We start from the raw sequence: 26,660 nt of genomic DNA on the forward strand, positions 1-26,660 counted from the left end.
GAACCGCTGAGGGGGTTCGGCCTTGGCTTTCGGGGTGGGAACGGGATGGCTGACGGGACTGTTGGAACACGCGGCGGACGCGGTTCCCGAAAAGGGGTGGTGAACGGCCAGGATACGTCCGTCGGGGTTTCGCCCGAAGCGCTGCGCGAACTGGTCGGGGCCGGCGCCGACTGGGTCTGGGAGACCGACGCCGAGCTGCGCTTTTCCTGGCTTTCGGAGAACTACCAGGCCGCCACCGGCATCGATCCGGCCAGCATTCTTGGCCGTTTCCGCTTCGATTTCCTCAAGCAGATGGTGCACGGCAATCGACACGCCGCCGCGCATCTGGAGGATCTGCAGGCGCATCGGCCGTTTCGCGACTTTGTTTATGAGTTGAAGGGCGGCCGTCCCGGCTGCCGCTGGGTTTCGATCACCGGTTCCCCGCGGTTCGACGGCGAAGGCGAATTCATCGGCTATCGCGGCATCGGCCGCAACGTCACGGCACTGGCCGGTGCGCTGGACGAACTGCGGGAGGAGGAGAGCGATCCGCCGGCCGGCGAGGCCACGCAGCACCTCGCCGATCTCGAGCGGACGATGGATGCCATGCATATGGGCGTCGTGCTGCTTGACGAAAAGCTCGGCACACTCATCGTCAACAAGGCCTATCGCGAGCTCTCCAGGATTCCCGATGGCGCCGTCACTGTCGGCGCGCCGTTCAGTCTGTTGATGGAACTCAACCGCCGCAACGGCATCTACGGCGATCTCGATGAACAGCAGTGGCAGCACTACCTAGCCACCCGCATCGAGGAGATCAGCGCCGGCTCGGTTGCGCCACGCGAATTTCTCCATGCCAATGGCAGGACGATGATGTTCTCCGTGACGGCGTTGTCCGGCGGCAAGCGGCTGTTGACCTACTACGACGTCTCCGAGCTCAAGCGTCGCGACGCCGAGATCGAGAGTGCCAACGCCAAAATTACGGAGACCTTCGCCAATCTTCGCACGATGGTCGACCAGATGCCGATCGGCGTGCTCGTCCTCGATGCGGAGATGCGCGCGGAGGTGATCAACCGCGCCTTCTATGATTTCTGGGAAATCGATCCCCGACGCGCCGGCATCGGCTGCGGCTTCCGCGAACTGATGCAGGCCAGCCGCGATATGGACCCTTACGGTGCTGACGATGCCGAATGGCAGGGCCACATCGCCGAGCGCGAAGCAGAAATCTCGGCCGGCCTGGTGGGCTCCAGGCAACTGCCACGCAATGACGGCCGTACGCTGATTGCCTCGCTGGCGCCGCTCGCCGGCGGCAAAAGGCTGATCTCCTATGTCGACGTCACCAACATGAAGGATCGCGAGGCTGAACTCGCCCAAGCGCTGGAGAAATCGCGGCTGGCCGAGGCGGTGATCAACGGCGTCAAGGACCCGATCTTCGTCAAGGACGACAATCTGCGTTTCGTCTTCGTCAATGAGGCGTTTTCGGCACTGTTCGGACAGAGCCCGCAAGCGATGCTGGGCAGGCCCGGCGGCGACTTCCTCAAGCAAAAGGACGCCGCGCAATTCGAAGACAGCGAACGCGCCGTGCTGGCGACCGGCACGCCCTACGAGGTCGAGGAGACTTTCGACGCCGAGGGCGCCAGCCGCTCGCGCATCGTGCGCAAGAACCGCGTCGGCATGCCCAGCGGCCGCAACTATGTCGCCGGTTTCCTGTTCGACATCTCCGACATGAAGCGCCGCGAGACCGAAGCCGAGGACGCCCGCAAGAACCTCACCACGGTGCTGGAGTCGCTGCCGGCGGCCGTCATCATCTATGACCGCGACGACAAGTTCGTCTTTGCAAACCGCAAGCTGCAGGACACGCTGCCGGAGCTGAAACCGGCATGGCAGCCCGGCCGCAGCTTCCGCGAGGCCCTGGAACTCGGACATTCGGTCGGCTATTTCCGATCGAGCGGCGATCGAGAAATCGATAGGCTCTATGAAGGCGACCCCGATGTCTGGCTCAATGCCATCCTCGCCCGCTATCGCCTGCCCAACTCGTCCTATGAGCGCCTCAATGCGGACGGCCGCTGGTATCAGGTCTACGATATGCGCACCGAGGACGGCACCTTCATCGGCGTGCGCGTCGACATCTCGGAGATCAAGAGCCGCGAAAAGGCGCTGCAGGAAAGCATGCGCCAGATCGACCTGTTCCGCCACGTCATGGACGAACTGCCGGTCGCCGCCTTCATCAAGGCGCAGGATCTGAGCATGGAATTCGTCAACAAGGCCTGGTGCGCGCTGACCGGCATCCCCAAGGAGGAAGTCATCGGCCGGACCGATCTCCAGCTTTTCGGCATCGACGACGCCGAAACCTACACCCATGACGACACCGAGGTCGTCGTCACCGGCCGCGGCCGCGAGATCGAGGAGCCCGTTACCCATCGCGACGGCACGGTGCGGCAATTGATGACGCGCAAGAGCCGGCTGGTGGCGCTCGATGGGTCGGTGCACCTTGTCGGCTCCAGCACCGACATCACCGACGTCAAGGCGCGCGAGCAGGCGCTGGAAGAGAGCATGCGCGAGAACGAGGTGTTCCGCAATCTCATCGACAACGTGCCGGTGTCGATCTACGCCAAGCGCTCCGACCTCAGGCAGTTCTACGTCAACAAGGGCTGGTGCGACCTCACCGGCCTCCGCAGGGAAGACGCGATCGGCAAGACGGACATCGAGATTTTCGGCGAAGACGGCGAAGCCTTCGTCAACAGCGATCTCGCCGTGCTGCGCACAGGCGATACACAGGAGATCGAGGAAACGGTGACGCTTGCCGACGGCAGCGTGCGCCACCAGTTCGCCCGCAAGGGCGCGATGATCGCGTCCGACGGTTCGCTCTATCTGATTGGGTCGACCACCGACATCACCGAACTGAAGCTGCGCGAGGCCGAACTGCGCGAGGCGCGCCAGCGCGCCGTGCTGGCCGACCGCGCCAAGTCGGAATTCCTGGCCAATATGAGCCACGAGATCCGCACGCCGATGAACGGCGTACTCGGCATGGCCGAGTTGCTGGCCAAATCCGACCTCGATCCCAAGCAGAAGACGTTCACCGATATCATCGTCAAGTCGGGTAACGCGCTCTTGACCATCATCAACGACATACTGGACTTCTCCAAGATCGATGCCGGACAGCTGGTGCTCGACCCTGCGCCCTTCAACCTGCCCGAAGCGATCGAGGATGTGGCGACGCTGATATCGACGCGCGCCAAGGAGAAGGACCTCGAGCTCATCGTGCGCGTCGAGCCGGGCCTGGAAAGCCTGTTCGTCGGCGATGTCGGTCGCGTCAGGCAGATCGTCACCAATCTGGTCGGCAACGCGGTGAAGTTTACCGACGAAGGCCACGTGCTGGTCGACGTGACCGGACAAAGGGGGCCGACGGGGACAAAGCTTACCGTTTCGGTCACCGACACCGGCATCGGCATTCCGCAGCAGAAATTAAAGCTCGTCTTCGAAAAATTCAGTCAGGCCGACACCTCGTCGACCAGACGCCACGAAGGCACAGGGCTCGGGCTCGCCATCACCTCGCGGCTGGTCGAGTTGATGGGCGGCGAGATCGGTGTCGAGAGCGCCGAAGGCAAGGGCTCGACCTTCTGGTTCACCGTGACATTGCCCAGGGCCGAGGAACAGACCGGACGGCGGATCATGCCGGTCGACGTGACCGGCTCACGGGTGCTGATCGTCGACGACAATGCCGTCAACCGATCGATCCTGAGCGAGCAGATGGCGTCATGGACCTTCGATTCCTGCGCCGCCGAAAGCGGACCCGAAGGGCTCAAGGTGCTGGTCGCCGCGGCTGCCTACGGCGTGCCGGTCGACTGCGTCGTGCTCGATTATCAGATGCCGGGGATGAGCGGCGCCGAAATGGCGCGCGTCGTGCGCAACACCGCAGGGCTGGCCGACACGCCGATCATCATGCTGACCTCGGTCGACCAGTCGCTCGCCAACACCAGCTATCGCGATCTCGGCATCGACGCCCAGCTGATCAAGCCGGCGCGTTCCTCGGTGCTTCTGGAAACGCTGGTCGCCACCATCCAGCGGCACCATCACAATATCACGGACGGCCGTGTGCTGCCGGCGGCAAGCAGCGGTTCCGGCGGCGGCAGGAACGAACCGTCGCCGGCAAAGCCGCCGCTCGCTGCATCGGAACGCGCCTTGCTGCAACCGCCGCCGGTTCGTGCCCGCGCCCGGGCCGCCGGGGATGAACGCCGGCTCGACATTCTCGTTGCCGAGGACAATGAGGTGAACCAGATGGTGTTCACCCAGATAATCGGCGAAACCGGCTACAGTTTCGAAATCGTCGGCAACGGCCGCAAGGCGCTCGACGCCTTCGGCCGGCTTAATCCGCGCATGATCCTGATGGACGTCTCGATGCCGGAGATGAACGGGCTCGAGGCCACCGCCGCAATTCGCCGGCTGGAAGAACATACGGGTATGCATATCCCGATCGTCGGCGTCACCGCGCATGCCTTGAAGGGCGACCGTGAGCGCTGCCTGGAAGCCGGCATGGACGACTATCTGCCCAAGCCGATCAGCCCCAGGGCGCTGCTCGAAAAGGTCGAGCGCTGGGTCGGCATATCAGGCGAAGCCCAACGAGACGCTGGATAGCAACCTGCGGCGCCGCCGGGATTCGGCCGCGCCGCAACAGCCAAGGATATGGTGCGATCGCACCATATCAAAGCTGGCGCCCAGTCAGGACAATGGTCGCAACGAAACCGCTCATTCAGTTACGGGCGGGAGCAAGCGACCGCCGACAAGAAACAGCGTCGAATCTACCCCAACGGACCTGTTTTTGGCGATGGCTCGGCCAAGATTCGCTCTGGTCACGGGCAACGCGCTCCCGTCCGGTTTTTCTTTCTCGGCATCGCGGCCTGCGGTGTGCCGGGACTTGATGCCAGCACGAATTGCGCAAGCGTCTGATTCCAGCGGCAACTTCCATTCCCACAAACCGGCTTAAAGGGTGCGGCCCACAAGACGTCTGTGCGACGTTACCGGGCTGACACGAAACTGTCATGCGACTGTAATAATCGAAGGCTATTGGCCTCAGCGGGCGCCGGTTTGAAGAGGGCGCCAAGAGACCATCTTCCGAACAGGAGCAGGCCACATGAAGAAATTCCTCGTTACGGCATCGGCCGTGGCGGTAGCGTTCGCCGCATCGTCCGGTGTCGCCGCTGCGCGTGACCAGATCCAGGTCGCCGGTTCGTCGACCGTGCTGCCTTACGCCAAGATCGTCGCCGAGCAGTTCGGCGAAACCTTCACCAACTTCAAGACCCCGGTGGTCGAGTCCGGCGGCAGCGGCGCCGGCATCAAGGAGTTCTGCAAGGGCGTCGGCGAAGACACGATCGATATCGCCGACTCCTCGCGCCCGATCAAGAAGGACGAGCTGAAGTCCTGCGCCGACGCCGGCGTCAAGGACGTCCAGGAAGTCCGCATCGGCTATGACGGCATCGTCTTTGCCACCGACATCAAGGGTCCGGACTGGGCGCTGGTTCCCGCCGACATCTACAAGGCGCTCGCCGCCAAGCTGGTGGTCGACGGCAAGCTGGTCGACAACCCGAACACCAAGTGGAACCAGGTCAATCCGAAGCTGCCCGACTGGGATATCGCCGCCTATATCCCGGGTGAGAAGCACGGCACCCGTGAAGTGTTCGAGACCAAGCTGCTCGACGCCGGCTGCGACAAGGCCGCTTTGAAGGCTGCCGGCATCGCCGACGACAAGGAAATCGGCAAGACCTGCATCGCCATCCGCAAGGACGGCAAGGCTGTCGACATTGACGGCGACTACACCGAGACGCTGGCCCGCATCGACTCCAACAAGAGCGGCGTTGGCGTGTTCGGCCTCGCCTTCTACGAGAACAATGCCGACAAGCTGAAGGTCGCCACCGTCGAAGGCATCGTGCCTTCGACGCAGACCATCGCCGATGGCACGTACCCCGTGTCGCGGCCGTTGTTCTTCTACGTCAAGAAGGCGCATCTGGGCGTCGTTCCCGGCCTAAAGGAATATGTCGAGTTCTTCCTTGATGACCAGATGATCGGCCCGGAAAGCCCGCTCGCCCAGTACGGCCTGGTTTCCGCTCCCGACGCCGAACGTCAGGGCCAGCGCGACGCCTTCGCCGCCGGAAAGACGATGTAATCAACCGACCGGATCAGGGCGCGGACCAAATCCGCGCCCTGATTTCGCCGCTTGCCGCAACGGTGGCGGCGATCTGAATTTTCCCTGGGGTGGGTGATGTCGTCCTTGCTCGTACTCGCCATAGTCATCGCCATAGGCGTGGTCGCTTTTGTGATCGGCCGCCAGCGCGCAGCGGCGCAGGATACCGGCAAGGTCAAGCCGCATTCGCGCGCGCATTATCATGGCTGGTGGGCCTTTCTGCTCGCGGTCCTGCCTGCCGTCCTGCTGCTCGCCGTCTGGGATATCGGCTCTTCCTTCTATCTCGACCGGCACATCCATGCCGCTTTGCCCGAGCGCACCGCCGACACAAAGGTGGCCAGCGAAGCGCTCGACGCCAGCCTGGTGAAGAGCCTGGCCAAGGGCCTGCGCCGGCTCGATGGCGATACCGCACTTCCCGCTACTTTCGCCGAATTGCAGCCGCTGCTCGCCGCCAAGGGCGTGGCACTGGCCAGCGACACACAGGACTATATGATCCCGATCGCGGTCGAGGCGAACCAGGTCCAGGACCGGCTCGGCCTGTTCGGCGCCGTGCTGACCTTCGCGCTGTCGGTCGCCGGCGCCTTCTATGCGCTGAGGCAGATCGCGCCGCGCGCCAGGGCGCGCAACAATGTCGAGAAGCTGATGCTGTGGGGGCTGCTTGCGGCCTCGACCATCGCCATCCTGACCACGGTCGGCATCGTGCTGTCGATGCTGTTCCAGACAATCACCTTCTTCGAAAGCGTATCGCCGATGAGCTTCTTCTTCGGCACGGTGTGGGATCCGCGTTTCGCCGCCGCCGGTTCCGGCGGCAGCCAGGGTCAGTTCGGCCTGATCCCGCTACTCGCCGGCACGCTCTACATCGCCGCCGTTGCGCTTCTGGTCGCAGTGCCGGTCGGGCTGATGTCGGCGGTCTACATGTCCGAATACGCCTCGCGCAGCGTCCGGTCGGTGGTCAAGCCCGCGCTTGAACTGCTGGCCGGCATCCCGACCATCGTCTACGGCATCTTCGCCGTGGTCACGCTCGGACCGTTCCTGCGCGACCTCTCGGCAGCCCTCACCGGCGGCTCTCCCTTCATCCAGGGCCAGAGCATCTTCACCGCCGGCCTGGTGATGGGCGTCATGCTGATCCCGGTCGTGTCCTCTTTGTCCGACGACATCATCACCGCGGTGCCGCGCGCAATGCGTGACGGCTCGCTCGGCCTCGGTGCCACGCGCTCCGAGACGATCAAGCGGGTGATCCTGCCGGCGGCACTGCCCGGCATCGTCGGCGCCATCCTGTTGACGGCCTCGCGCGCCATCGGCGAGACGATGATCGTCGTGCTGGCGGCGGGCGTCGCCGCCAATCTGACGGCCAATCCGTTCGAGGCGATGACGACCATCACCGTCAAGATTGTCAACCAGCTGACCGGCGACCTCGAGTTCAACTCGCCGCAGACGCTGGTCGCCTTCGCGCTCGGCCTGACGCTGTTCGCGCTGACGCTGGTGATGAACATCGTCGCCCTCTACATCGTGCGCAAGTACCGGGAGCAGTACGAATGACCGACATCCCCCTGGACACGATGGCGGGTGCCGTCGCGCGTCCGCGCCGCGACATCGGGCTGAAGGCGCGCTACGCCGCCGAACGCCGGTTCCGCATCTATGGCGTGATTGCGATCTCGGTGGGCCTGGCGTTCCTGGCCATCATGTTGATCACCATCGTCTCGAAAGGCTACACCGCCTTCTGGCAGACGACGGTGACGCTGCCGGTCACCTTCGACGAGAAGGTGATCGATCCCTCCGGCAAGCGCGCGACCGACCCTACCGTGCTGATCAAGGCGAACTATCCCAAGCTCGCCGAAAACGCGCTGGTGGCCAAGCTCGGCATCGATCCGGCCAACAAGCCGATGATGCTGAAGCTCAAGGGCTTCCTGTCGGAAGGCGCCCGCGTCCAGCTGCGCGACATCGTCTCCGCCGATCCGTCGGTGATCGGCACGACGCGTGACGTCGACATCCTGGCCGCCGCCAATCTCGACTCGGCCTTCAAGGGCCAGATCGACCTCGGCGTCGATGAAGCGCGCCGCAAGGTATCCAACCAGCAGATCGACTGGATGAACAAGCTCAAAGCCGATGGCGCGATGGCCGAGCATTTCAACACCGGCCTGTTCAGCTATGGCGCCTCCAGCCGGCCCGAAACGTCGGGCATGGGCGTGGCCATCATCGGTTCGTTCTACATGATGGTGATCGTGCTTTTGCTGGCGCTGCCGATCGGCGTCGCCGCCTCCATCTATCTGGAGGAGTTCGCCAAGAAGAACCGCTTCACCGACCTGATCGAAGTCAACATCAACAATCTGGCGGCTGTGCCGTCGATCGTCTTCGGTCTGCTTGGCCTTGCCGTGTTCATCAACTTCCTCGGCATGCCGCGCTCGGCTTCCTTCGTCGGCGGCCTGGTGCTGACCTTGATGACATTGCCGACCATAATCATCGCCACGCGCGCCGCCCTCGCCGCGGTGCCGCCGTCGATCCGCTCGGCGGCCCTAGGTCTCGGCGCCTCCAAGATGCAGATGGTGTTCCATCACATCCTGCCGCTTGCCGCCCCAGGCATCCTTACCGGCACCATCATCGGCCTGGCGCGTGCGCTCGGCGAGACAGCACCGCTGCTCTTGATCGGCATGGTCGCTTTCGTCGCCGATTATCCGACGACGCCTTTCGATCCGGCGACCGCGCTGCCGGTTCAGATCTATATGTGGGCAAACGAGGCTGAGCGCGCTTTTGTCGAGCGCATGTCCGGCGCCATCATCATCCTGCTCGTCTTCCTCATGGCCATGAACATCACCGCGATCGTGCTCCGGCGCCGGTTCGAGCGGCGCTGGTAGAAAAAAGGCAATTTGGTATGAACATCATGACCGAACAGTCCCTTGAGAATGCAGTGGGCGACAAAATGAACGCCAAGTCGAACGAAGTCATCAAGATGCGCGGCGACAAGGTCGGCGTCTTCTACGGCGAGAAGCAGGCGTTGTTCGACGTCAATCTCGACGTCCGCCAGAACCAGGTGACGGCGCTGATCGGCCCGTCCGGCTGCGGCAAGTCGACCTTCCTGCGCTGCCTCAACCGCATGAACGACACCATCGATTCGGCGCGGGTGACCGGCAAGATCACGCTCGATGAAGACGACATCTACGACAAGAACATCGATGTCGTCGAACTGCGCGCCCGCGTCGGCATGGTGTTCCAGAAACCCAACCCGTTCCCGAAGTCGATCTACGAGAACGTCGCCTACGGCCCGCGCATCCATGGGCTGGCCAAGCGCAAGTCCGACATGGACCAGATCGTCGAGCAGAGCCTGAAGAAGGCTGCGATCTGGAACGAGGTCAAGGACCGCCTGCAGGAGCCCGGCACCGGCCTGTCCGGCGGCCAGCAGCAGCGCCTGTGCATCGCGCGCGCCATCGCCGTGTCGCCGGAGGTGATCCTGATGGACGAGCCCTGCTCGGCGCTCGATCCGATCGCCACCGCCCGTGTCGAGGAGCTGATCGACGAACTGCGCCAGAACTACACGATCGTCATCGTCACCCACTCGATGCAGCAGGCGGCGCGCGTGTCGCAGCGTACAGCGATGTTCCATCTCGGCTATCTCGTCGAGGAGGGCGCCACCGACAAGATGTTCACCAACCCCGACGACAAGCGCACCCAGGACTACATTACCGGCCGCTTCGGCTGAGCCGTCCGGCGGGTGAATTTTCAGGCACGAGGACCAAGATCATGGGTGAACATACCGTCGCCTCCTTCGATGAAGAGCTCGGGCAGATCAGCAAGCTGATCCGCGACATGGGCGATCTGGCAGGCTCGATGGTCAGCGGCTCGACGAGGGCGCTGCTCAATTCGGACAATGCGCTGGCACAGCGTGTCGTGTCCGACGACGCCATCATGGATGCGCGCCAGCGCGAACTGGACGACCGCGCCATCACGCTGATCGCCAAGCGCCAGCCGATGGCCAACGATCTGCGCGCCGTGGTCGGCTCGATCCGCATGGCGGGCGACCTCGAGCGCATCGGCGACCTCGCCAAGAACATCGCCAAACGCGTCGGCACCGTGGGCTTGAGCGTCACGCCGCGCGACCTCTCGCACTCCATCGACGCCATGGCGCAACTGGTGCTGATCCAGGTGCAAGGCGTCGTCGAGGAATATGCCGCCACCGATGCGGCAGCGCTTGCAAAACTCAGGAATAACGACGAGCGCATCGACGTCAAATACACGTCCGTGTTTCGTGAGCTCTTGACCTACATGATGGAAGACCCTCGCAACATCACCGCCTGCACGCATCTCTTGTTCTGCGCCAAGAATCTTGAGCGCATCGGCGATCATGTCACCAACATCGCCGAAAATGCGTATTATGTGCTGACCGGCCAGCAATTGCCCGCCAATCGTCCGAAGCAGGACGAGACGGCGATGGCCACGCCGGCCTGATGAGGGTGAACTGCCTATGATCGCGCCACGCATCATGGTCGTGGAGGACGAGGAGCCACTAGGCGTGCTCCTCCGCTACAACCTCGAATCCGAAGGCTATCAGGTCGAGGTGGTGACACGCGGCGACGAGGCCGAGATCCGCCTGCAGGAAAACGTGCCCGATCTCCTGGTGCTCGACTGGATGGTGCCGGCTGTTTCCGGCATCGAGCTCTGCCGGCGGCTTAGAGTGCGGCCCGAAACCGAGCGGCTGCCGATCATCATGCTGACCGCGCGCGGTGAGGAAAGCGACCGCGTGCGCGGCCTGTCCACCGGTGCCGACGACTATCTGGTCAAGCCATTCTCGACGCCGGAGTTCATGGCGCGCGTGAAAGCGCTGCTGCGCCGCGCCAAGCCGGAAGTGCTGTCGAGCGTGCTCAAGGTCGGCGACATCGTGCTCGATCGAGAATCGCACCGGGTCTACCGCAAGAAGAGCGAGATCAGGCTCGGACCGACCGAGTTCCGGCTGCTCGAATTCATGATGCGCCATCCCGGCCGCGTGTTCTCGCGCAGCCAACTGCTCGACAATGTCTGGGGCGAGACGATCTATATAGACGAGCGAACCGTCGACGTGCATGTCGGGCGGCTGCGCAAGGCCGTCAACAATGGCCGCATGCCGGATGTCATCCGTACCATTCGCGGCGCCGGCTACGCTATCAGGGAAGACTAGGATGCTGCGCGTCGCGCCGTTGCCGGCCATTCAGGCGACATGCTTGCCGGATTTCGCCTGAATGCCCGGCGCGAAAATCTCCTGGTCGACGAAGCCGAGCGCGCGCATGGCGCAGCCTTCGCGGATCAGCGGCAGCTCGTTGGGCTCGGTGTCGAAGGAGATCGATTTCGAGTGCTGGCCGCCGGCAGTCTGGGCGATCGCTTCGCGCAATGCCGGTTCGATCAGGTCGAAGGCGGCGGCGCTGACGCCGACCATGGCGACGGGTGCCGGATCGATCAGAGCAAACAGGCTGCCGAGGCCGAAGCCGAGCGCCTCACCGGCCCTGCGATAGGCTTCGCGCTCCGGGCCATCGGTTTCGCGGGCGCGCGCGGCGAGTGCGCGCATATCAGCGTCGCCGATATCGACCGGCTCGGCATCCTCGCCCATCATTTTGGCGCTGCGCCAGATGGCGTAGTTTCCGGCATAGGCCTCGACGCAGCCGCGCCGCCCGCAGCGGCAGAGCGCGCCGCCCGGACGGTGGATCATGTGGCCGAACTCGCCGCCCGAGGAATGGGTGCCGGTGAACAGTTCGCCTTTCAGCACCAGTCCCATGCCGATGCCGTGCGACAAGAGGATGGCGATAAAGTTGTCGCGGTAGCGCTCGGGCTGGCGCCATTGCAGCGCCACCGCCATCATATTGCAGTCGTTCTCCATGGTGGCCGGAATGCCGAATTCCGCTTCCAACATGTCGGCGAAGGCAATGTCGGTCAGTGGCGTGATCGGCGACCACAGCATGGCGCGCGCCTGCGAATCGGTGATGCCCTGGATGCCCATGGCAATGCGGGCGATGCTCTGGACATCGAGGTCGGGATCCTCAAGCCGCCGCCGGACGATTGCTACGCATTCGCCAATCAGCTCGTCGCGCGGCTTGGTCAGCGTGTCCAGCCGGCGCTGTTCCTCGGCGACGACGTGGCCGGCATAGTCGATGACGGTGACGGACAGGAAATTGAGCGACAGCACGACGGTCATCACCGCCGCCGCTTCCGGGTTGAGACCAAGGCCCACCTGCGGCCGGCCGCGTTTCAGTGCGCCGGTCTCGCCAGGTTTGCCTTCAATCAGGATGCCTTCTTGAATCAGATCAGACGAGATTGCCGATATGGTCGAGTGGCTGAGGCCGGTGGTCGCCGCAATCTCGGTCCGCGACGGCTGGCCGGCCCGGCGCACGGCTGAAATCACCATCGCACGGTTGCGACGGCGCAGATCGTCGTGGCGGATTCCAACCGACATTTGTTTCCTCCCGGCCTCCTCGCGCCTCATGATAGTGAAGGCGTTCGACGGCACCAGCCAAATATTGGCAGACGCCGGCAGCCCTGTCATTGTTTATTGCGGACCTCGAAAAAATTCGGCAAGGCCATCAGAATCCATCAGAATCGATGTTGACAGCGCCTTATCATTGAACCAGTATTTTTTCGAGGCTCGAAAAAATAGGGCCTCTGTGTGCCGGCCCTCGGGCCAGTTTTGTCGCGCCGCACGCGGCGCAGGGAGGATTATGATGAACAGATTCGCAGCCGCCATGCTGGCGGGTGTCGCCATGTCGCTGGCGCTGATGTCGGTCGCGCAGGCGAAGGACAAGGTCATCGGCGTGTCGTGGTCGAACTTCCAGGAAGAGCGCTGGAAGACCGACGAGGCGGCGATGAAAACGGCGATCGAGGCTGCCGGCGACAAGTACATTTCCGCCGACGCGCAGTCCAATCCCGGCAAGCAGCTGACCGACGTCGAAAGCCTGATCTCGCAGGGCGCCAACTCGCTGATCATCCTGGCGCAGGACGCCTCGGCCATCGGCCCGGCGGTGCAGAAGGCGCTGGACGAAGGCATTCCGGTCGTCGGCTATGACCGCCTGATCGAGAACAAGGACGTCTTCTACCTGACCTTCGACAACAAGGAAGTCGGCCGCATGCAGGCCCGCGAAGTGTTCAAGGCGAAGCCCGAAGGCAACTATGTCTTCATCAAGGGCTCTGGCTCGGATCCGAATGCCGATTTCCTGTTCTCGGGCTCGATGGAAGTGCTCAAGGAAGCCATCGACTCGGGCAAGATCAAGAATGTCGGCGAGGCCTATACCGATGGCTGGCTGCCGGCCAACGCCCAGAAGAACATGGAACAGTTCTTGACCGCCAACGACAACAAGGTCGATGCCGTGGTTGCGGCGAATGACGGCACCGCCGGCGGCGTTGTCGCCGCGCTGACGGCGCAGGGCCTCGCCGGAACGGTTCCGGTCTCGGGCCAGGACGGCGACCATGCCGCTCTGAACCGCATCGCGCTCGGCACGCAGACGGTGTCGGTGTGGAAGGACGCGCGCGAACTCGGCAAGAACGCCGCCGAGATCGCCTCGCAGCTTGCCGATGGCAAGAAGACGGGCGACATTGCCGGCGCCAAGGACTTTACCACGCCTGGCGGCAACACCGTCAAGTCGCTGTTCCTGACCCCCGTCGCGATCACCAAGGACAACCTCAACGTCGTCATCGACGCCGGCTGGATCAAGAAGGACGAAGTCTGCACGGGCGTCGCCGCCGGCAGCGTCGCGGCTTGCGACTGATCTCGACGACTTGAAGAAATGAGGCGCCGCGGCGGGGCCGCCGCGGCGTTTTCTCTACGAGAATTGTGTGTTTCCGCCATCGGCGGCAAACTTCTAGGCTGTGGTCCGGCATCCGCGCCAGACGGCAAGCCGCTGGAGGACATCATGACCGACACGACCTCAAATCCGCAGGCCGATACGGCACGAGCGTCTGAACTCGGCGCGGTCGCCCGGTTCCTGAAGGCGACCGAGCTCGACACGCGCATGCTCGGCATGGTCGGCGCGCTGCTGGTCATCTGGGTCGGCATACATATCCTGTCGGGCGGGCTTTTCCTGACGCCGCGCAATCTTTGGAACCTGTCGGTGCAGACGTCCTCGGTCGCGATCATGGCTACCGGCATGGTACTGGTCATCGTGATGCGCAACATCGACCTTTCGGTGGGCTCGGTCGAAGGCGTGATCGGCATGATCATGGGCGTGGCACAGGCCGAATTCCTGATTCGCGTCATCGGCTTCCAGCTTGGAAACCCCTGGCTCTGGGTCGTCGCGCTTGCCGCCGGCGTGGTGTTTGGTCTGCTGATCGGCGCGTTCCAGGGCTTCATCATCGCCTATATGCAGGTTCCGGCCTTCATCGTGACGCTTGGTGGCCTGCTGGTCTGGCGTGGCATGGCATGGCTCATCACCAGCGGGCGCACGGTCGCGCCACTCGACGCCACCTTCCAGCTGATGGGCGGCGGACCACGCGGCTCGATTGGCGCCGCTGCCAGCTGGATCGTCGGCATCGTCGCCTGCGCGGCGGTCGCCTTCGCGCTGCTCAACGGTCGCTCGCAGCGCAAGCGCTTCAGCTTTCCACTGCGCCCCGTCTGGGCCGAGACCTTGCTTGGCGTGGTCACTTGCGCGGCCATCCTCGGCGCCGTGTGGATCGCCAATTCCTATCCATGGCCGATCGGCATCGTGCGCCAGTACGCACAGCAGAACGGCATCACCGTTCCCGAAGGCGGGCTGTTCATCGCGCATGGCATCGCCATACCGGTGCTGATGGCGGTGATTGTCGGCATCATCATGACGTTCATCACCAAGCGCACGCGTTTCGGCCGCTATGTCTTCGCCATCGGGGGCAATCCGGAGGCAGCGGAACTCGCCGGCATCAACACGCGCTGGGTGACCATGAAGGTGTTCATGATCATGGGTGTGCTGGCTGCAATCAGCGCGGCGATCTCGTCGGCCCGTCTCAATGCGTCAACCAATGCGCTGGGCACACTGGACGAGCTTTTGGTGATCGCGGCCGCCGTCATCGGCGGCACGTCGCTCGCGGGCGGCGCCGGAACGGTGATGGGCGCCATGCTCGGCGCGCTTCTGATGCAGTCGCTGCAATCCGGCATGGTGCTGCTCGGCATCGACTCGCCGCTGCAGAGCATTGTCGTTGGCGCTGTCCTGGTCATCGCCGTCTGGCTCGACACCGTCTACCGCAAGCGCGTCTAGGGAGGAACGATTATGGAAAAAACGGCTCCCACCGGTACGCCACTGATCGACATGCGCAACATCTCGATCGCGTTCGGTGGCATTCGCGCCGTCGACGATGCGTCCATCGATCTTTTCCCGGGCGAAGTGGTGGCGCTGCTTGGCCACAACGGCGCCGGTAAGTCGACGCTGATCAAGATCCTGTCGGGCGCCTACAAGCGCGATGCCGGCCAGATCTTGGTCAACGGCCAGGAGGCCTCGATCTCCAATCCGCGCGACGCCAAGAAATACGGCATCGAAACGATCTACCAGACGCTTGCGCTGGCCGACAATGTCGACGCTGCCGCCAACCTCTTCCTCGGCCGCGAACTGATGACCGCGTGGGGGACACTCGACGATGTCGCCATGGAGGCCGAGGCGCGCAAGGTGATGGGCCGGCTCAATCCGCGCTTCCAGCGGTTCAAGGAGCCGGTAATCAAGCTGTCGGGCGGCCAGCGCCAGTCGGTGGCGATCGCACGCGCCATCCTGTTCAACGCCCGCATCCTGATCATGGACGAACCGACGGCCGCGCTTGGGCCGCAGGAGACGGCGCAGGTCGGCGAACTGGTCAAGCAGCTCAAGGCCGACGGCATCGGCATTTTCCTGATCAGCCACGACATTCACGACGTGTTCGAGCTTGCCGACCGAGTCTGCGTGATGAAGAACGGCCAGGTCGTCGGCACCGCGCGCACCACCGATGTGACCCAGGACGAAGTGCTCGGCATGATCATCCTGGGAAAGTGCCCGCCCGGCGCCATTCCCGGTCCGGGTGCGCTGAAGATCGCGGCCTGAGACCACGCTATCGTCAGCTGTCATGTTCACTGATGCTCGAGATCGATAAGCCGGCTAAATATGCATGATATGCCAGCTGTCATTATGGCTTGGCCGCGCCATTGTCTTGCCGCGGCGACTTGCCCATAAAGGTCCCGAACCGTCCATGGGCCTGCGTTGAAGAAGTTTTTCCCGATCCTTGCCTTCATTGCCGTTGCACTGATCAGCCTGACGATGGCGGGCTTCGCCTATTTCGCGACCCAGGAAGCGGCGCGCATCAAGTTCGAGGCGACGGCCGACGACGCGCTCAACCGCATCGAAAGCCGTATCGATCTGCATCTGTCACTGCTGCGCTCGACGCAGGCGCTGTTCGACGCCCGCAATGGCGAGATTTCAGGTAGCGAATTCAAGGCCTTCTTCAGCGCCCTCGATGTCGATAACAATTTCGCCGGCCTGCGCGGCATCGGCTATCTCAGGCTGGCCAAGACCGGTGACGAAGCGGCGGTCGAGCGCGACATGTTGCGCGACCGCGGCGCCGCCCACACGGTCTATCCGGACACGACACAGCCATGGCGCACGCCCGTCGTGCTGTTCGAGCCGCTCGACCCTGCCAACGAATCCACCATCGGCTACGACATGTTCACCGAGCCGGTGCGGCGCGTGGCGATCGAAAAAGCGTTGGCCGATGACGCACAGCACGCAAGCGGTCTGGTCCAGCTCGGCCAGGACACTGGCGCGGCGCAGACCTTTATCGGTTTCCTGGTCTTCGTCAGGCTCAATGTCGAAACCGCGCCGGATGGTATCAATGCGTCCAGATCATCGACATCAGGCCTTCTCTACGCGGCCTTCCGCGCCCGCGACCTGTTCCAGACCGCGCTCAGCCGCACGCCTTTGCTGCCGGTCAACACCGCGGTCTATGACGGCACGGCCGACGCCGACAATCTTCTGTTCCAGTCGGAGACGCCGCCGGTTGCGAGCTTTGGCGACAGGCTGTTGGTGACGCGCAAGATCATCGTCGCCGGTCGGCCGTGGACGGTGCTGTTTCGGCCGACAAGTGCATTTTCGCAACCGTCCTCGCGCGCCATTCCGGTCATGCTCGGGCTGTTCGGCTTGCTTCTGGCCGGGGCCATCGCGTTGGTGGCGCGCTACCAGGAGCGCGCCTACGACGCCAAGTCGCTGCTGCATGAAACGACGGAAAAAAGCCTGCTCGAAAAGGATTTGATGCTGCAGGAGATGAAGCATCGGATCAAGAATTCGATCACGAGGGTGCTGGCGATTGCGCGCCAGACGGCAGCGCAAGCAACCGACGTGAAGGAGTTCTCAACTTCCTTCTCAGCCCGCCTGCAGGCAATGGCGGCTTCCCAGGATATGCTGACGCGTTCGCGCTGGCAGAAGGCCGATCTTGGCGACCTGCTGCGCATCGAGCTCGGCCAGGTGTTCGGCAAGGAGCTTCCGGAAGGGATATTGTCAGGGCCTCAGGTGCTGCTCGACGAGAGGACGACGCAGGCGCTTGGCCTGACCTTTCACGAACTGGCGACGAATGCGCTGAAATATGGCGAGGCCGGCAATTCCGTGGGTGCGCTCAAGGTCGACTGGTCGTTCGAGGGGCGCGGGTCCGAGCGGATGCTGGTTCTGAACTGGCGCGAGGCCGGGCAGAAGGAACTCGAAGCGCCGGCGAAGACCGGCTTCGGCACCAAGCTGATCGACCTCAATGTCACGCGCGAATTGCGCGGCACGATTGCCCGAGATTTTCGCATCGATGGGCTTACGGTGGAAATCAGGATCCCGCAGCCTGATGCAGTCAAACAAACGGAGACCGGCTGACCGGTCTCCGTCGCGATTGTCTGACGCTTTTGAAGCGGATCAGCAGCGAGCGGTGTAGAGCCGGCCGCGATTGTCGCGATACTGGCAATAGCCGTTGCGCAGGTTGCGCACCAGCAGGCCGGAACCGGCGCCAACGGCTGCGCCGATCAGCGCACCCTTGCCGCCGCCGATCAGTCCGCCGGCCAAAGCACCGACACCGGCGCCGACACCGACATCCTGCTCGGTCGTGCTGCAGCCGCTGACGGCGACCACCGCAACCATGGCAATAATCAATTTCCGCATGGAATCTCTCCTCACTTTTGTCCTCACTTTAGTAAGCTCCAGCCGCTATTTAGCACGAAACAGCAGCCTTTGCCCGCTCGATCTTATTGTTGGCTAAGAGAGTCTTTTTCGCGGCGCGTGGCGTTCGACGCGACCACGACACTGGAAATCTGCAAAGACGCGTCGAGGGTGCCGTCCGGGCGCACGTTCCAGACGATCTGGTCGTAATCATCCTCCAGCGCGGGGTCGACCGTAAGACATTTGGCAACGACGTGCTCGGCCTGACCCTGCACGTCGCCGGCAGCGAATGGACGTTCTGCCGTGCATGCTTCGGCGGTTTCGAAAACACTGACCGGCACCGGCAGTTCACGGCATTCGGTCATGTTGTTCGAACAGCCAATTACCAAAAGCAAAGCGGCGATGTGTTCCACGGCGACACGTCCTCTCGCCATAAGAACGGTGCACAGCCGTCAAAGTTCCTGTGCCGAAAGGGGCGTTAATAATTGGTCGGCTACGAGCTGGACAGTTTCTGAGCCAGGCTGCTTGGGAGCAGCGTGAACCTGAGCATCTGGCTCAGACCAATTGCGACGCCACGATCAGCACAACAGCGGCAACGAGCGCGACAGCGGCGACGCGAAGCAAGGGATGCCAGGCGTGCTGCAAAGGCGAGGCTGAAGCGTCAGGATCCTGAAAGCCGCTCATCGACACCCGGGCGGCCTGCTCCAGCCTGTTCATATCGGCAACCGTCATGATCATTCCTCCCATACTCGCGTTGCAGGCTGCGGCCGAAACATCGGTTGAATCGGTCAAGATCCAGCAATCTCTGGGAACCACAGCATCGGATTTTATGGTGAACAGCCGGTTAAGGAATCCCGCCGCTCATTCGGTTTCGAAATTGCCGTGCGGAACGACGAGGCGATATTCGAGGCGGTCACTGGTGATCTCCAGCGTCGCCGTGCCGTTCAGCGATGCCGGCACGACACGTTCGAGGGCAACGCTGCCGAAGCGTTTCTCGGTGCGCCTGTTATCATTGGCGACAATGGCCTCGACCCAGGTCAGCGACAAAGCCGGCTTGTCTGCGGCCTCTGCGACGTTCGACAGATCGGCGGTTACCTCGACAAAGCCGTCCGGCCGCGCCAGGGCGCCGTAGCTGAATGAATTGACGGCGAGTTCGTGCATGGCCAGGCCGATATGAATGGCCGCGTTGGGATTGAGGTAGGGGTTGACGCCATTGAAGCGCAGGCTCTGCGCGGGATCGGCGCCGTAGCGAACGACCTGGCCGCGGATAAGCTCGCGAAGTGCTGCACCCCGCCAGTTCGACGACGTCACCAGGTCCTGCGAGGAAGCCAGTGACTGCAGGCGGCCGCGAAAGCGCTTCAGGAAATCGTCCGGTGTCTCGGAATAGCGGCCGGTCTGGGTGGCAATACTCTGGATGATAGCCAACAGGTTCTTGGAGCGGTGGCTGACTTCGCGCAACAGCGTCTTCAGCGTCTGTTCGCGGCGTTTCTGCTCGGTGGTTTCCACCATCGTGGTGACGACGCCCTGCACGTCGCCGCGATGGCCCCGATCGGCATCGACCCATACCTGGAACCAGCGCATGCCATCACCGGTGGGAACACTCAGTTCAAGGCGTTCCGGATTGCCGGAAGCGATCACATTGCTTTTGGCGGCGGCGATTTGCTCAGCTTGCGCCGGTGGCAACGCGCCGTTGCTGTCGGCTGTGTCGGAAACCCACGGCGCACGCATGTTGCGGGCCCATACAGTCTTCAATTCACGATCCTGATAGAGGACGGAAATGCCGGCATTGTGCAGAGCGTGAAGCAAGGCCCGGCCAAGCTGCATTCCGCTTTCAGCCGGGTGCAGTGCGATCACCTCGTCGCCCTGTCCGCTCTCGCCTCCGCCAATGGAACGCATCAATCACCTGTCCACCTGATCAGGACCGAACGATTCACTTGGACTCAGTTCCTGAGTAGGTCCCCAGAAAAGGTCCGCCGGACGATGTCCCGTTGGAGGACATCGCCCGGCGGTGGCTGGAAACCGTTTGAGGGGTGCGGCTTCCAGTGTTCTTCGCCCGCTCCTACGATGCCCGTCTGAACAGGCCGGCCAGAAGCGAGATGACGAGGAAGGCGAGAAAGATGAAGAACAATATTTGCGCGATACCGGCCGAGGTACCGGCGATGCCGCCGAAACCAAGCGCGCCGGCGATGATCGCCACGACGAGAAATACGAGCGCCCAGTAGAGCATGATCTGTCTCCTTCCGATACTGGATCAAGAACGTGAGTGATTGCTGTTTGTTCCACCATTTGCCGAAAAAGAAGGTCTTTGGAAGGGGCCCGGACGCGAATTGATTCGCGCGCGTGAGCGCCATACGGCGCGACGGGCAGCCGCCGATCGCCGGGTTAGGCGATCGCCAGTGCCGCCAACGCTGCGAGGCGGCGAAAAGTTGGAGATTGAAGGCCCTACTTCACGCGGCGGCCTTGGCCTGCCGGTCGAAGAACAGCGCTTGGCTGATCAGCGCCTTGACCATGTCGGGATTGAACGGCTTGGTGACGAGGAAGGCCGGTTCAGGCCGCTCGCCGGTCAGCAGACGTTCGGGGAAGGCGGTGATGAAGATTACCGGCACCGAAGTCGACGACAGGATTTCGTTGACCGCATCGATACCCGAGCTGCCATCGGCAAGCTGAATGTCGGCCAGCACCATCTTCGGCCTTGTCTTGCCGAACATCGCCACCGCCTCGGTATGGGTGCGCGCGGTTCCGACCACGTGGTGGCCGAGGCTCTCGACCATTTCCTCGATGTCCATGGCGATCAGCGGCTCGTCCTCGATGATCAGCACATCGGTCGCCACCTGGCGAGAGATCTCGTTGCTCGCCTGGGCAAGCAGTTCGGAGAATTCCTTGGCGTCGACATCGAGAATTTCAGCTGCCTCGTCTTCACCGAAGCCTTCGACCGCGACCAGCAGGAAAGCCTGGCGTGGCCGTGGCGCAATGGCGTTCAGATTGGCGGCGGCGCGCTGCTCCCATGCCGATTGCGCCTGCTCCTGCGGAATGCGGATGGCAATGGAGGTGAACAGTTTGGCGAATACCTTGTAGAGCGCGATGCGGTCGCTTGACGCTTGCGGGAAGATGTCGACGTCGGCGATGATGGCTTCGAGCATCGCGGCGACCAGCGCATCGCCACTCTCCTGCGATCCGGATACGGCGCGTGAAAAGCGGCGCAGGAACGGCAGGTGCGGAGCGATGGTTGCGGAAAGGCTCATGGTAGACGTCTCCCTCAGATGACGTGATTGCATAGATTGCAGGTCAAGCTGATTGCAAGCCCCAACACCCAAACGCGGGTTTTGCGAAAAAGTTCCGAGACTTGTGGAACGAAACTGTACGGGCGACGTTTGTGGTGCGATGGGCAACCAGACGAGGGGGCCGCTTTGCGTTGTGTAATGGGGCGGCTCGGGGCGCTGGATTTAAGGGCGAAATGAAGGACATGAATAAAGAAACGCTGGCTGGCGCCGCTGACAGGCGCCGGGCCAATTCCGGCGACCCGCTCGGGGCGAATTCGGAAATTGGCCGTAAACTCAAACAGTATTATGACGAGCTGGTCTCGGACAATGTGCCGGATCGCTTTGCCCAGTTGCTCAGCCAACTGGAAAAGGCCGAACCCGCACAGAAGAAGGACTGAGGCATGGCAGCTGTCTCACAAGGGTTCAAGACCGACCTGCTCGGCTCGATCCCGAGCCTGCGGGCCTTTGCCGTGTCGCTGACGCAGAATGCCGACAAGGCCGACGATCTGGTGCAGGAGACGCTGGTCAAGGCTTGGGACAAGCATGAGAGCTTTCAGCCCGGCACCAATCTCAAGGCATGGCTGTTCACCATCCTGCGCAACGAGTTCTATTCCCAGATGCGCAAGCGCGGCCGAGAGGTGCAGGACAGCGACGGCATCATGACGGCTAGGCTTGCCGTTCATCCGGCTCAGCACGGCCAGCTTGACCTCAAGGATTTCCGCGGCGCGCTCGAGCAACTCCCCGAGGACCAGCGCGAAGCCATCATCCTCATCGGCGCTTCAGGCTTTTCCTATGAAGAGGCCGCCGAAATCTGCGGCTGTGCGGTCGGAACGATCAAGAGCCGGGTCAGCCGGGCCCGCACGCGGTTGCAGGAGATCCTGAAAATCTCCGGTGAAGACGAATACGGGCCGGACGCAATCTCGTCCCAGGTGACGGGTTCAAACGCTGCCTGACGGCGGAGGCCCGTCTCGGGCTTGGGCTCTCTACACATACGCATCGAAGATATCTCAGACTGGCGCGCGTCCGCAGGCCGCCGCCAGAGCCTCGACGAGATCGGTCCCCGAATAAGGCTTGGTGACCAGGCGGATGCCGGGAAAAGACACTTTGATCTCATCCGGGTCCGAATAGCCGGAGGCAAAGACAAACGGCAGGCCCAATTGGCGCAGCCGCGCGGCGAAATCGAGTGTGGACGTTCCGCCCAGCATGAGGTCCACGATAGCGGCGTCGAACTCGCCAACGACCTTCTGCTCATCGATCTCGGCCAGAGCGCGGGCAATCACTACGTCGCTCGCGCCATGGTCGCGGCAAAGCTGCTCGACATCCATGGCGATCAGGAATTCATCCTCCAAGACAAGAATTCGCAATCCCTCAAGCAATGGCGGCACTTGGCAATCTCTCCTCAATTCTTGCAGCATCGGGTACAGTGACTCCAGTCAACCGCATCGCGGACCTTGGGGGGATCGGTCAGGCCTTAATCCGAAAAGTTCGCCCACCGGCTCTACTCCACAAGCGAGCTTCGAATTCGCCTCAATGGAGTGTAGCGAGTCATGATCGCTATTTGCCATCCTGTCATTTAAAAAAGACATGCCATCGGCAGCGGAACCGCGGCCTTGCAAAGGCGTAGCACTCAGTCTCTGGCAAGAGACTTTCGAAAGAGGGATCGAAATGTCTGGCCAGAATGGTCGTTCGTTTTCCAGCCGTCAGTACCCATGCGAGATCTGCCCGCTTCGGCCATTGCCGGTGTTCCGGGAATTCGAGAAGCAGGAGCTTGCCTATGTCAGCATGTTCAAGAAGGGCGAACTGGCCGTCGACAAGGGCGCCACAGTGCTGGTCGAAGGCAGCCAAAGTGCTCATCTCTACACCGTGCTTTCGGGCTGGGCCTTCCGCTACAAACTATTGTCGGACGGCAGGCGCCAGATCCTGAACTACTCCATGCCCGGCGATCTTATCGGGCTGCAGGGCAGCCTGATGGGCGAAATGCAGCACTCGGTCGAGGCGCTGTCGCCCATGCTGTTGTGCGTCTTCGAGCGTGAAAACCTGCACGAGCTCTACCGCAACCATCCGGGCCTTGCTTACGACATTACCTGGCTGGCGTCGCGCGAGGAGCGCATGCTGGACGAGAACCTGCTCAGCGTCGGTCGGCGCACGGCGGTCGAGCGCACCGCCTATCTCATTGCCTTCATCGCCAGCCGCGCGGCGGCAGTCGGGCTCAACGGCAAGGCGCCGGTGCAAATCCCGATTACCCAGCAGCATGTCGCCGATACGCTCGGCCTGTCGCTGGTCCACACCAACAAGACGATCCGCAAGCTCATCGATCGCAAGCTGATCGCCTGGCGCGACGGCGGTTGCGAAGTGATCGACGGGGAGGGGCTGAAGGATCTCGCGCGCTGGGAGGGCCTAAGCGAAGGCCGTCGGCCGCTGATCTGACAGGCAGGCCTCCATCTGGGGCTGGACTCGCACTTGCAAACACCCTTTCATGGATACGGTCTCCGATTTCGGAACCATGACGTGTGTCGGGCGTTTGAAGCCAAGCAAACGCAAGGAGTTTAGAATGGCAACTGCCGCAGGAAAAACCGCCAACGAAAGTCAGACGAACGCCGACCTGGAAGCCGACATTCGGCAGTTGAAGGCGGATATTGAAAAGTTGACCAAGCAATTGGCCAAGACCGGCGAACATGGTTACGGCACGGCGCGGCGCGCTGCTGCCGAAGGCGTCGACCAGTTGCGCGCGCAGGGCGAAGCCGTCTTCGACAGCCTGCGTGGCAACGCCAAGGATCTTGAGGCCCAGATCACGGCCAATGTGCGCGAGAAGCCGGTCACTTCACTGGCGATCGCGGCCGGCGTCGGCTTCCTGTTTGCGCTTCTTGCCCGGCGCTAGTTTCGACAGAGATGGGCATGCTGGCACCGCTTATCTCGGCCTTGGCCTCGGGTGAAGCCATTGCCGCCATGCGCCGCGCGCGCACGGCGGCAATCGTCTACGGGCTCGCCGCCGTGGCTGCCCTGTGCGGCCTCGGGTTTCTCCTGGGGGCGGCCTACATCTGGGCGGCTGACCGTTATGGCTCGATGGCCGCCTGTCTTGGCTTCGCCGCTGGTTTCCTGGTACTGGCCGGGCTTATCGTGCTCATTCATCAACTTGCGGCTGGAACGCGTGCACGCCGACGTGTGCGAAGGCGCAATGCCGACCTGAAGGCGCTCGGTATCACCGCGGCGCTTGCCGTGCTGCCGGCCTTGCTCAAGGGGAAAGGCGGGAAGGGCGTCATTCTCGGCCCGATGATCGCGCTCGCGGCCTATGCTATCTACCGCGAGAACGTCAAACCGGATCCGGGCGATCCAGACAGCGAAGCCGACTAAAGCGCGTCGCGCTGATGCGCTTTTCCCGGGAAAATCGCTCTGCACTTCTGGAATCGCTTTAATGCATGTCGCCCAGAAGTGTGCCGCGGTTCTGGGACAACGACATGCATCAAAACAAAGACTTAAAGCGCGTCGTATGAATCCGTTTCAGCGTGACGCGCTTTAGGCCGGCAGATCTTCAAGCGGCATCGATATTTCGGCGAACACGCCTTCGCTGCGGAATTCGTGGGTCACCTCGCTCGATAAAACCTTGGCGAGGCTGCGGCGGATCAGGATAGAGCCGAAGCCCTGGCGTTCCGGCGGGTCGACTTTCGGCCCGCCGCTTTCGATCCAGGTCAGCACAAGGCGGCGCGCGCCTTTCTTGCCCGCCGCCTTCCAGTCGATATCGACCTTCCCCGAGCCAACCGACAGCGATCCGTATTGCAGCGCGTTGCTGGCCAGTTCGTGCATGATCAGGCCGAGCCCCACCGCCTGGTCGGGCGAAAGCAGCAGCTCCGGACCGGAGATCACGATGCGCGGCCGTTCTGCCGAATCGAACGGCTTGACCTCGATCTGCATCAGTTCGCGAATACCGATTCCGCGCCATTCGCGATCCGACAGCAGGTTATGGGCAGCGCCCAGCGCCTGCAGCCTGGCGCCGAAGGCTTCCAGGAATTCGCTTGGGCGGCGAGCGTGGCGAACGGTCTGCGTCGCCAGCGCCTGCACCGTTGCCAGCGTGTTCTTGACCCGATGGTTGAGCTCGCGCAGCAGCAGCCTTTGCCGGTCCTCGCCGAGCTTGCGTTCCGAGATGTCGTAGTTGACGCCAAAGATAAGCGTCGGCTTGCCTTCGCCGTCGCGCTCGATGACGCGGCCGCGGGTGACTATCCAGCGCGGCGGATCGAAGCCTTTGACCCGGTATTCGCCGAAATAGTCGTCGCTGCCGGTCAGGGCATCGCGAAAGCGCGTCTCGGTCTGGTAGACGTCGCGCGGGTCGATGGCGGCCAAAATGTCGCGCGCCCGCAGCCGGTTCGAACGCGGCAGGTTGAACAGCTCCGACAAACGCACGTCGCATTCGATCATGTCGGTGCGGATATCCCAGGCCCAACTGGCGAGCGAGGCGGCATCGAGCGCTATGGCTCGGCGCTTTTCCTCCTGCGCCAAAGCAGCCGTGGCAATGGCGCCGCTGCGGGTGGCGTCCTTGAGGGTAAACAGGCTGGCGGCGAGGCTGGCCAGCGATTTCAAATGATCGAGCGCGGCAGCGGACGGAAATTCATGCGGCTCCCGGTCGAGTACGCACACCGTACCGACGCGCGCGCCGGCAACCACCATCGGCGCGCCGACATAAAAGCGGACATGGTGTTCGCCGGTGACCAGCGGGTTGCGGGAGAAGCGAGGGTCGATGCTGGCATCCGGCACCACCATGGGCTCGTCGCCGGCGGCAATGGTATGGGCGCAGAACGATATGTCGGTCGCGGTTTCGGTCTCGTTGAAGCCGACACAGGATTTGAACCACTGTCGTTCGGTGTCGAGCAGCGTGACGAGCGCGATCGGCGCCCGCATCACGGCGGCGGCTAGGCCGGTGATGCGATCGAAGTCGGGATCGGAGTCGGTGTCGATCGCGTCAAGCCCGTGCAGTACGGCAAGCCGCTCCGGCGCCGCCACGGCGCGGCGGACTTCAACCGGCAAACAAACCTGCTTCGGCACCTTGCTATCCACCAAGCCCCCTCGCTTGCAGGCCCCACCCGCGGTGGCGCGCATCTTGCGCGGCCGTCGCGCGCCGGAACTTTTGTAGCAAGCAATCGTTACCCCACCATGCTTCGCTGGCGATGGTTTTATCCACCATGCCGG

General features: G+C 62.9%; 25 protein-coding genes. 16 read left to right on the forward strand and 9 right to left on the reverse strand.

Annotation, left to right across the window (positions count from 1 at the left end):
* The first annotated feature begins 45 nt into the window (after window positions 1-45).
* From NKI32_RS13190 to phoB, 7 genes are all read left to right on the forward strand, one after another.
* Window positions 46-4,608, forward strand: a complete 4,563-nt coding sequence (locus NKI32_RS13190; RefSeq protein WP_502897945.1) for a PAS domain-containing hybrid sensor histidine kinase/response regulator — start codon at window positions 46-48, stop codon at window positions 4,606-4,608.
* A gap of 496 nt (window positions 4,609-5,104) precedes the next feature.
* A complete protein-coding gene (locus NKI32_RS13195; RefSeq protein ID WP_353002792.1) occupies window positions 5,105-6,133 on the forward strand; it encodes a substrate-binding domain-containing protein in 1,029 nt (342 codons plus the stop codon).
* Between the two features lie 96 nt (window positions 6,134-6,229).
* On the forward strand, window positions 6,230-7,690 hold the full coding sequence (pstC, locus tag NKI32_RS13200; protein WP_353002793.1) for a phosphate ABC transporter permease subunit PstC: 1,461 nt from the start codon (window positions 6,230-6,232) through the stop codon (window positions 7,688-7,690).
* Complete coding sequence (pstA, locus tag NKI32_RS13205; protein WP_353002794.1) at window positions 7,687-9,003, forward strand: phosphate ABC transporter permease PstA; 1,317 nt, start codon at window positions 7,687-7,689, stop codon at window positions 9,001-9,003. Before pstC ends, pstA begins: the two co-directional genes overlap by 4 nt.
* 17 nt (window positions 9,004-9,020) lie before the next feature.
* Complete coding sequence (gene pstB / locus NKI32_RS13210) at window positions 9,021-9,845, forward strand: phosphate ABC transporter ATP-binding protein PstB (RefSeq protein WP_023670110.1); 825 nt, start codon at window positions 9,021-9,023, stop codon at window positions 9,843-9,845.
* Between the two features lie 41 nt (window positions 9,846-9,886).
* Complete coding sequence (gene phoU, locus NKI32_RS13215; protein WP_353002795.1) at window positions 9,887-10,591, forward strand: phosphate signaling complex protein PhoU; 705 nt, start codon at window positions 9,887-9,889, stop codon at window positions 10,589-10,591.
* A 16-nt stretch (window positions 10,592-10,607) separates the two neighbouring features.
* The gene (gene phoB / locus NKI32_RS13220; RefSeq protein WP_023822590.1) at window positions 10,608-11,297 is read left to right on the forward strand and encodes a phosphate regulon transcriptional regulator PhoB; all 690 of its coding nucleotides are present in this window, start codon (window positions 10,608-10,610) and stop codon (window positions 11,295-11,297) included.
* 30 nt (window positions 11,298-11,327) lie between these two features.
* On the opposite strand, the gene NKI32_RS13225 is transcribed toward phoB, so the two are convergent.
* The gene (locus tag NKI32_RS13225) at window positions 11,328-12,563 is read right to left on the reverse strand and encodes an ROK family protein (RefSeq protein WP_023834999.1); all 1,236 of its coding nucleotides are present in this window, start codon (window positions 12,561-12,563) and stop codon (window positions 11,328-11,330) included.
* A 265-nt stretch (window positions 12,564-12,828) separates the two neighbouring features.
* Here NKI32_RS13225 and xylF point away from each other — a divergent pair, with 265 nt between their 5' ends.
* The 4 genes from xylF to NKI32_RS13245 all read left to right on the forward strand — a co-directional run bounded on the left by xylF (window position 12,829) and on the right by NKI32_RS13245 (window position 17,943).
* Entirely contained in the window at window positions 12,829-13,869 is a 1,041-nt protein-coding gene (xylF, locus tag NKI32_RS13230; RefSeq protein ID WP_023742932.1) for a D-xylose ABC transporter substrate-binding protein, read from the forward strand.
* 144 nt (window positions 13,870-14,013) lie between these two features.
* On the forward strand, window positions 14,014-15,330 hold the full coding sequence (locus NKI32_RS13235) for a sugar ABC transporter permease (protein WP_023742931.1): 1,317 nt from the start codon (window positions 14,014-14,016) through the stop codon (window positions 15,328-15,330).
* A 12-nt stretch (window positions 15,331-15,342) separates the two neighbouring features.
* A complete protein-coding gene (locus NKI32_RS13240; protein ID WP_023693682.1) occupies window positions 15,343-16,140 on the forward strand; it encodes an ATP-binding cassette domain-containing protein in 798 nt (265 codons plus the stop codon).
* A 156-nt stretch (window positions 16,141-16,296) separates the two neighbouring features.
* Entirely contained in the window at window positions 16,297-17,943 is a 1,647-nt protein-coding gene (locus NKI32_RS13245; RefSeq protein ID WP_353002796.1) for a CHASE domain-containing protein, read from the forward strand.
* Window positions 17,944-17,982: 39 nt separating this feature from the next.
* Here NKI32_RS13245 and NKI32_RS13250 read toward each other — a convergent pair whose 3' ends face one another.
* The 6 genes from NKI32_RS13250 to NKI32_RS13275 form a co-directional block, all read right to left on the reverse strand.
* Window positions 17,983-18,225, reverse strand: coding sequence for a YMGG-like glycine zipper-containing protein (locus tag NKI32_RS13250; protein WP_023670102.1), 243 nt, complete (start codon window positions 18,223-18,225; stop codon window positions 17,983-17,985).
* A gap of 83 nt (window positions 18,226-18,308) precedes the next feature.
* The gene (locus NKI32_RS13255) at window positions 18,309-18,635 is read right to left on the reverse strand and encodes a hypothetical protein (RefSeq protein WP_023670101.1); all 327 of its coding nucleotides are present in this window, start codon (window positions 18,633-18,635) and stop codon (window positions 18,309-18,311) included.
* Between the two features lie 142 nt (window positions 18,636-18,777).
* Window positions 18,778-18,954 (reverse strand): hypothetical protein, encoded by a 177-nt coding sequence (locus NKI32_RS13260; protein ID WP_023683964.1) that lies wholly within the window; start codon window positions 18,952-18,954, stop codon window positions 18,778-18,780.
* A gap of 129 nt (window positions 18,955-19,083) precedes the next feature.
* Complete coding sequence (locus NKI32_RS13265) at window positions 19,084-20,118, reverse strand: sensor histidine kinase (protein ID WP_023670099.1); 1,035 nt, start codon at window positions 20,116-20,118, stop codon at window positions 19,084-19,086.
* A 163-nt stretch (window positions 20,119-20,281) separates the two neighbouring features.
* Entirely contained in the window at window positions 20,282-20,449 is a 168-nt protein-coding gene (locus tag NKI32_RS13270) for a DUF1328 domain-containing protein (protein WP_023670098.1), read from the reverse strand.
* A 220-nt stretch (window positions 20,450-20,669) separates the two neighbouring features.
* Entirely contained in the window at window positions 20,670-21,464 is a 795-nt protein-coding gene (locus NKI32_RS13275) for a response regulator (protein ID WP_352759404.1), read from the reverse strand.
* A 212-nt stretch (window positions 21,465-21,676) separates the two neighbouring features.
* On the opposite strand from NKI32_RS13275, the gene NKI32_RS13280 reads away from it, so the two are divergent.
* Both NKI32_RS13280 and NKI32_RS13285 read left to right on the forward strand, forming a co-directional pair.
* Complete coding sequence (locus tag NKI32_RS13280; RefSeq protein ID WP_023670096.1) at window positions 21,677-21,880, forward strand: NepR family anti-sigma factor; 204 nt, start codon at window positions 21,677-21,679, stop codon at window positions 21,878-21,880.
* A 3-nt stretch (window positions 21,881-21,883) separates the two neighbouring features.
* On the forward strand, window positions 21,884-22,435 hold the full coding sequence (locus NKI32_RS13285; RefSeq protein ID WP_023670095.1) for a sigma-70 family RNA polymerase sigma factor: 552 nt from the start codon (window positions 21,884-21,886) through the stop codon (window positions 22,433-22,435).
* Window positions 22,436-22,489: 54 nt separating this feature from the next.
* On the opposite strand, the gene NKI32_RS13290 is transcribed toward NKI32_RS13285, so the two are convergent.
* On the reverse strand, window positions 22,490-22,807 hold the full coding sequence (locus NKI32_RS13290; protein WP_352759397.1) for a response regulator: 318 nt from the start codon (window positions 22,805-22,807) through the stop codon (window positions 22,490-22,492).
* A 340-nt stretch (window positions 22,808-23,147) separates the two neighbouring features.
* Between NKI32_RS13290 and NKI32_RS13295 the strand changes: the two genes are divergently transcribed.
* From NKI32_RS13295 to NKI32_RS13305, 3 genes are all read left to right on the forward strand, one after another.
* A complete protein-coding gene (locus NKI32_RS13295; protein WP_023670093.1) occupies window positions 23,148-23,909 on the forward strand; it encodes a Crp/Fnr family transcriptional regulator in 762 nt (253 codons plus the stop codon).
* 124 nt (window positions 23,910-24,033) lie between these two features.
* Window positions 24,034-24,360 carry an ElaB/YgaM/YqjD family protein gene (locus NKI32_RS13300; protein WP_023670092.1) on the forward strand — a complete coding sequence of 109 codons (327 nt, stop codon included), beginning with the start codon at window positions 24,034-24,036 and terminating at the stop codon, window positions 24,358-24,360.
* Window positions 24,361-24,371: 11 nt separating this feature from the next.
* Entirely contained in the window at window positions 24,372-24,833 is a 462-nt protein-coding gene (locus tag NKI32_RS13305) for a hypothetical protein (protein WP_023754150.1), read from the forward strand.
* 162 nt (window positions 24,834-24,995) lie between these two features.
* Here NKI32_RS13305 and NKI32_RS13310 read toward each other — a convergent pair whose 3' ends face one another.
* Entirely contained in the window at window positions 24,996-26,570 is a 1,575-nt protein-coding gene (locus tag NKI32_RS13310) for a sensor histidine kinase (RefSeq protein ID WP_502897947.1), read from the reverse strand.
* Window positions 26,571-26,660: the final 90 nt, after the last annotated feature.

It is taken from the genome of Mesorhizobium sp. M0761 (genome assembly GCF_040320205.1).
Lineage (GTDB): Bacteria > Pseudomonadota > Alphaproteobacteria > Rhizobiales > Rhizobiaceae > Mesorhizobium.

Bases quoted from the DNA above. Each gene is read 5' to 3' on its own strand.
- NKI32_RS13190 (WP_502897945.1), top strand. From the start codon at position 46: ATGGCTGACGGGACTGTTGGAACACGCGGCGGACGCGGTTCCCGAAAA.
- NKI32_RS13195 (WP_353002792.1), top strand. From the start codon at position 5,105: ATGAAGAAATTCCTCGTTACGGCATCGGCCGTGGCGGTAGCGTTCGCC.
- pstC (WP_353002793.1), top strand. From the start codon at position 6,230: ATGTCGTCCTTGCTCGTACTCGCCATAGTCATCGCCATAGGCGTGGTC.
- pstA (WP_353002794.1), top strand. From the start codon at position 7,687: ATGACCGACATCCCCCTGGACACGATGGCGGGTGCCGTCGCGCGTCCG.
- pstB (WP_023670110.1), top strand. From the start codon at position 9,021: ATGAACATCATGACCGAACAGTCCCTTGAGAATGCAGTGGGCGACAAA.
- phoU (WP_353002795.1), top strand. From the start codon at position 9,887: ATGGGTGAACATACCGTCGCCTCCTTCGATGAAGAGCTCGGGCAGATC.
- phoB (WP_023822590.1), top strand. From the start codon at position 10,608: ATGATCGCGCCACGCATCATGGTCGTGGAGGACGAGGAGCCACTAGGC.
- NKI32_RS13225 (WP_023834999.1), bottom strand. From the start codon at position 12,563: ATGTCGGTTGGAATCCGCCACGACGATCTGCGCCGTCGCAACCGTGCG.
- xylF (WP_023742932.1), top strand. From the start codon at position 12,829: ATGAACAGATTCGCAGCCGCCATGCTGGCGGGTGTCGCCATGTCGCTG.
- NKI32_RS13235 (WP_023742931.1), top strand. From the start codon at position 14,014: ATGACCGACACGACCTCAAATCCGCAGGCCGATACGGCACGAGCGTCT.
- NKI32_RS13240 (WP_023693682.1), top strand. From the start codon at position 15,343: ATGGAAAAAACGGCTCCCACCGGTACGCCACTGATCGACATGCGCAAC.
- NKI32_RS13250 (WP_023670102.1), bottom strand. From the start codon at position 18,225: ATGCGGAAATTGATTATTGCCATGGTTGCGGTGGTCGCCGTCAGCGGC.
- NKI32_RS13260 (WP_023683964.1), bottom strand. From the start codon at position 18,954: ATGACGGTTGCCGATATGAACAGGCTGGAGCAGGCCGCCCGGGTGTCG.
- NKI32_RS13265 (WP_023670099.1), bottom strand. From the start codon at position 20,118: ATGCGTTCCATTGGCGGAGGCGAGAGCGGACAGGGCGACGAGGTGATC.
- NKI32_RS13270 (WP_023670098.1), bottom strand. From the start codon at position 20,449: ATGCTCTACTGGGCGCTCGTATTTCTCGTCGTGGCGATCATCGCCGGC.
- NKI32_RS13275 (WP_352759404.1), bottom strand. From the start codon at position 21,464: ATGAGCCTTTCCGCAACCATCGCTCCGCACCTGCCGTTCCTGCGCCGC.
- NKI32_RS13280 (WP_023670096.1), top strand. From the start codon at position 21,677: ATGAAGGACATGAATAAAGAAACGCTGGCTGGCGCCGCTGACAGGCGC.
- NKI32_RS13285 (WP_023670095.1), top strand. From the start codon at position 21,884: ATGGCAGCTGTCTCACAAGGGTTCAAGACCGACCTGCTCGGCTCGATC.
- NKI32_RS13290 (WP_352759397.1), bottom strand. From the start codon at position 22,807: ATGGATGTCGAGCAGCTTTGCCGCGACCATGGCGCGAGCGACGTAGTG.
- NKI32_RS13295 (WP_023670093.1), top strand. From the start codon at position 23,148: ATGTCTGGCCAGAATGGTCGTTCGTTTTCCAGCCGTCAGTACCCATGC.
- NKI32_RS13300 (WP_023670092.1), top strand. From the start codon at position 24,034: ATGGCAACTGCCGCAGGAAAAACCGCCAACGAAAGTCAGACGAACGCC.
- NKI32_RS13305 (WP_023754150.1), top strand. From the start codon at position 24,372: ATGGGCATGCTGGCACCGCTTATCTCGGCCTTGGCCTCGGGTGAAGCC.
- NKI32_RS13310 (WP_502897947.1), bottom strand. From the start codon at position 26,570: ATGCGCGCCACCGCGGGTGGGGCCTGCAAGCGAGGGGGCTTGGTGGAT.